The sequence below is a fragment of the Streptomyces sp. NPDC037290 genome, assembly GCF_055603245.1.
In genome coordinates this window covers 1-3,546 of the sequence record NZ_JBVJVZ010000051.1, presented here as the reverse complement: position 1 = coordinate 3,546, position 3,546 = coordinate 1, and the positions used below count along the sequence as shown (strand labels likewise).

The 3,546-nt window shown below is 65.2% G+C and carries 3 protein-coding genes and 1 pseudogene; all 4 read right to left on the bottom strand.

The genetic code is table 11. From position 1 onward, the window contains the following. Positions 1-651: 651 nt before the first annotated feature. A pseudogene (locus ACZ7HQ_RS43305) lies at positions 652-1,809 on the bottom strand (IS256 family transposase); the annotation flags it as partial. A gap of 652 nt (positions 1,810-2,461) precedes the next feature. After that, entirely contained in the window at positions 2,462-2,701 is a 240-nt protein-coding gene (locus ACZ7HQ_RS43300; protein ID WP_471002598.1) for a hypothetical protein, read from the bottom strand. A gap of 273 nt (positions 2,702-2,974) precedes the next feature. After that, positions 2,975-3,265, bottom strand: a complete 291-nt coding sequence (locus tag ACZ7HQ_RS43295) for a hypothetical protein (protein WP_471002595.1) — start codon at positions 3,263-3,265, stop codon at positions 2,975-2,977. 84 nt (positions 3,266-3,349) lie between these two features. After that, the coding region (locus ACZ7HQ_RS43290; protein ID WP_471002592.1) for a transposase at positions 3,350-3,546 on the bottom strand (197 nt) is incomplete at its 5' end.

Below are 3,546 nucleotides of genomic sequence, written 5' to 3'. Positions count from 1 at the left end.
GACCAGCGGGAGAAGGCCGAAAGGCGGCAGCAGGATGAGCGGCGGGACGGTGAGCAGGGGAACGCCGAAAGGCGGCAGCAGGGTGAGCACCGGTACGGTGAGGGGTAGTGGTCGTCCGGGGGTGTCTGGGAGACTGGTCGGTGGCCGGCCTGCCGCCGACGGTGCTGGAAACAGCGAACAGGACGCCGCCCTGGGGTGACAGGAACACCGGGCGCGGTGACCTACACCCCCCTTGCCCCTCCTCCACCCTCGGTGTAGCTGCCGCCCGCCCTGTAGCTGGAGGTACCGCCCCACCACCGACTGCGGTTACGGACACAGTGATGCCCCACGCACACACCCTCAACTCCAGCTCGGCACCGGTGAAGGTGAACTTACACCCGGTAGCCGCGCCGGTGATCCTTCAGACGCCCTGGCCCTAAGCGGTCCCGCACGCCGCGACCGGCGCCATGCCGGCAGCCCACAACACGCAGGCCCTCAACGGCCGGAACCCGGCCGACACTGAAAGGGCCAGAAACCCAGGCACATCGCACACACTCCACCTGACACCAGCCAACGGTACGGAAAGGTCATGTCCCGCCGGGTGGTGTAGTCAGGGCAGCTGTTTCGGTTCCGGTTGCGGGGTGATCTGTGATTCGGGTTCGACTGGCTCGGCGGTGAAGAGTTCGGCCTGGATCCTTCGGAGAGGTAGCGGCGGTCGAAGACCTGCCACTCGTCGTGGAGTTCGGCCAGGACCGCGGCGGCGAGCCGGTTCAGGGCAGCGGGGTTGGGGAAGACCTGGACGACCTCGGCCCGTCGTTTGATCTCCCGATTCAGCCGCTCCAGCGAGTTGGTCGACCAGAACTTCTTCCAGTGCGCCGGTAGGAAGTCGGCGAACGCGGTGATGTCCGTCGCCGCATCCAGCAGCATCGTCTTGACCTGCGGGAACTGCCGTCCGGGCATGTCGGCGACCACGTTGAGGTCTGCGCGAAGATGGTGCGGATGGTGGCGGCGACCATCTCCCCGGAGCCCCTCTCGATCACCGAGAACACGTCTCGGACGAAGTGAACCCGGCACCTTTGCCAGGCCGCGCCGAGGAAGGCGGTGCGGATCGCGGCCACCAGCCCGCTGTGGCTGTCGGAGATGACCAGCTGGACGTTCTCCAGGCCACGGCTCGCAGCGAGCGCAGGAACTTGGTCCAGAACGGCTTCGAGTCGCTGTCGCCGACCATCAGCCCGAGGATCTCGCGGTGCCCGGTGGCGGAGATCCCGGTGGCGCTGACCACGGCCTGCGACGCGAGCCGGTGGTTGACCCTCGCCTTGCAGCAGGTGGCGTCCAGGAAGACGTAAGGGAAGACGGTGTGGTCCAGCGGCCGCTCCTTGAACGCGGCCAGTTCCTCGTCCAGCTCACCGCAGATCCGGGAGACCTCGGACTTGGAGATCCCGCTGTCCGCACCGAGTGCTTTGACCAGGTCGTCGACCGAGCGAGTCTGAGACACCGTGCACGTATGCCTCCATCACCACAGCGAACAACGCCCGGTCGATCCGCCGCCGACACTCCAGCAGCGACGGGAAGACCGACCCGCTGCGCACCTTCGGGATCTTCAGCTCCAGGTCACCGGCCTGCGTGGTCAGCAGCCTCTCCCGGCGTCCGTTGCGCCAGATCGTGCGAGTCTCGGAGTGCTCACGCGGCGCGGCACCGATCACATCGGTGGCCTCGGCCTCGATCAGCTCCTGCAGGATGCGCTCGCACACCACCCTGATTGGTTCATACTCCATCGGCCCGACGTAGTGACTCCAGCAGCTGCACCAGCTCAGACTGGGACAAAGCCATCGCGCGCCCCTCCGGTTGAACTGCCCCTTCACCAGGAAGACTTGCGCGATGGCCTGCCCTTGCTCAGGGATCATGCACCGCCATCGGATGCACGCCCCGGGCAGACACCCGGGCGTCCCGGGACCCGGCCCGGCTACACCACATCATGGGACGCGATCTACGGAAATCACAGACTCCGCCCCTGAAACACCACGAAAGATCTATAAAGCGACAATACAACCTAGGTGAACTCGCGTCACTCCACCACCACCTCTGCTCACGCGGACGATCTCGCCCCCGCCACACATGTCTTGAACCGGGTGACCTCCCAGGTGCATGGGATGCGGGATGCCAGGCCCCCGAGTGCGTACGCGCAGTGCGGAGCCCATACTTGAAAGCCCCCCTCTCGCTTCTGCGGGATGGGACGGACCCGGGACAGGCGATTGGTTGGACGCCATGGAGCGTCTGTCCCGGGGCGGCGCACCACCGCGCAGTCCCTGCGGCTGCTTCAGCCGAGGGGGATTGCGTCGATAGCCACCTTTATGACGAAACCCCACACCCGCTTGAAACGGTCATTTCCTTATGGAAAACCTGTTTGAGTGGTTGTGTGGCGCCGCTGTAAGGCTTTGGACGGGCGCGGGGCGATGGCTCGGGGTGTCCCGCACCCCAGCGCCTACTTCGCCGCGACCGGCTCCACGGCGTCGACGACCGGCGCGAGCCACGGCCCCTTCACGGCCAGCAGACCCTGACGTTGCCCTGCCTGCCAGAGCCAGTAGCTGCGGCGCGGGATGCCGATCAGGGAACAGACCCTCGTTCCAAGGGAGAAGGAAGACGGATGAATCGACAGCTTGGCCGAATATTCGCTGTCATACTGATGGCCTGCAGCATTGCGGGAATGGGAGGCATCTCGCAAGCGGTCGCAGCTAAGGCACCTGCGACCACCTCGTTAGCTGTGCCGACGGGTCCCCCCAAGCAGGTCTTCAAGGTCCGCAAGGGGGTGGTCGTCAAGGCTGGAGAGCGCTCCTGGGGTGTCTACTGGGTGGTAGCGGGGCGATCAGTGCAGCCCTTGCCCGGCAGGCGCACGCCTGTCAGATGACGCCTGCCGGGCGGGGACTTGGCACCCTGGCCAATGCCATGGTGCACAGTCCACCGCGAGAACGCATCCCGGTCGAAGTCATTCGAGTGCCTATTCGCAGCATTCGGCGAGCACTTCGCGTCCTTCGTCTGTCGCGACGACTAGATCGGGCCGTTCTTCATTGGCGGAGTGCACAATGCGTACCAAGCCCTGTTGCCAGAGGGTGAGTGAGTCTCGGTAAAGCTCCCACTGTCCTTCTGCCCATGCTTCATGGTCTGGGTCATTCTCATCCGTGCCGGTAGGCGCCGGCCGAATGATGTGAAAGAAGTCTGAGACCGCCACTGGCTTTGACGCCTGGTCAACCAGGCGAAGCAGCTCACGGGCGTTACTCGTCAGATCCATGCCGGTCAGTGTTCCACTAGAGGTTGTCCCGTAAGCGATCTTGGAATTGCTGGGGGTGGGGTCGATGTCCGTCCCTTCCGTGTTCTATCCGGCGAGGGCGAGGTTGTGGAGGCGGGCGATGCCGAGCATGGCCTGGTGCACGCCGTCACCCTTGAGACGGCAGTCCCGGAGGATCTTCCAGTTCTCCATCCGGGAGAAGACGTGCTCGATGCGGGCCCGGGCCTTGCGATGGACCTTGTTGTCGGTCTCCTGCTCGTCGGTCAGTTCACCGCCTGCCGGGC

What these genes read in the sequence shown, in the direction of transcription:
- ACZ7HQ_RS43295 (WP_471002595.1), bottom strand. Translation starts at nt 3,265, where the DNA reads ATGGATCTGACGAGTAACGCCCGTGAGCTGCTTCGCCTGGTTGACCAG.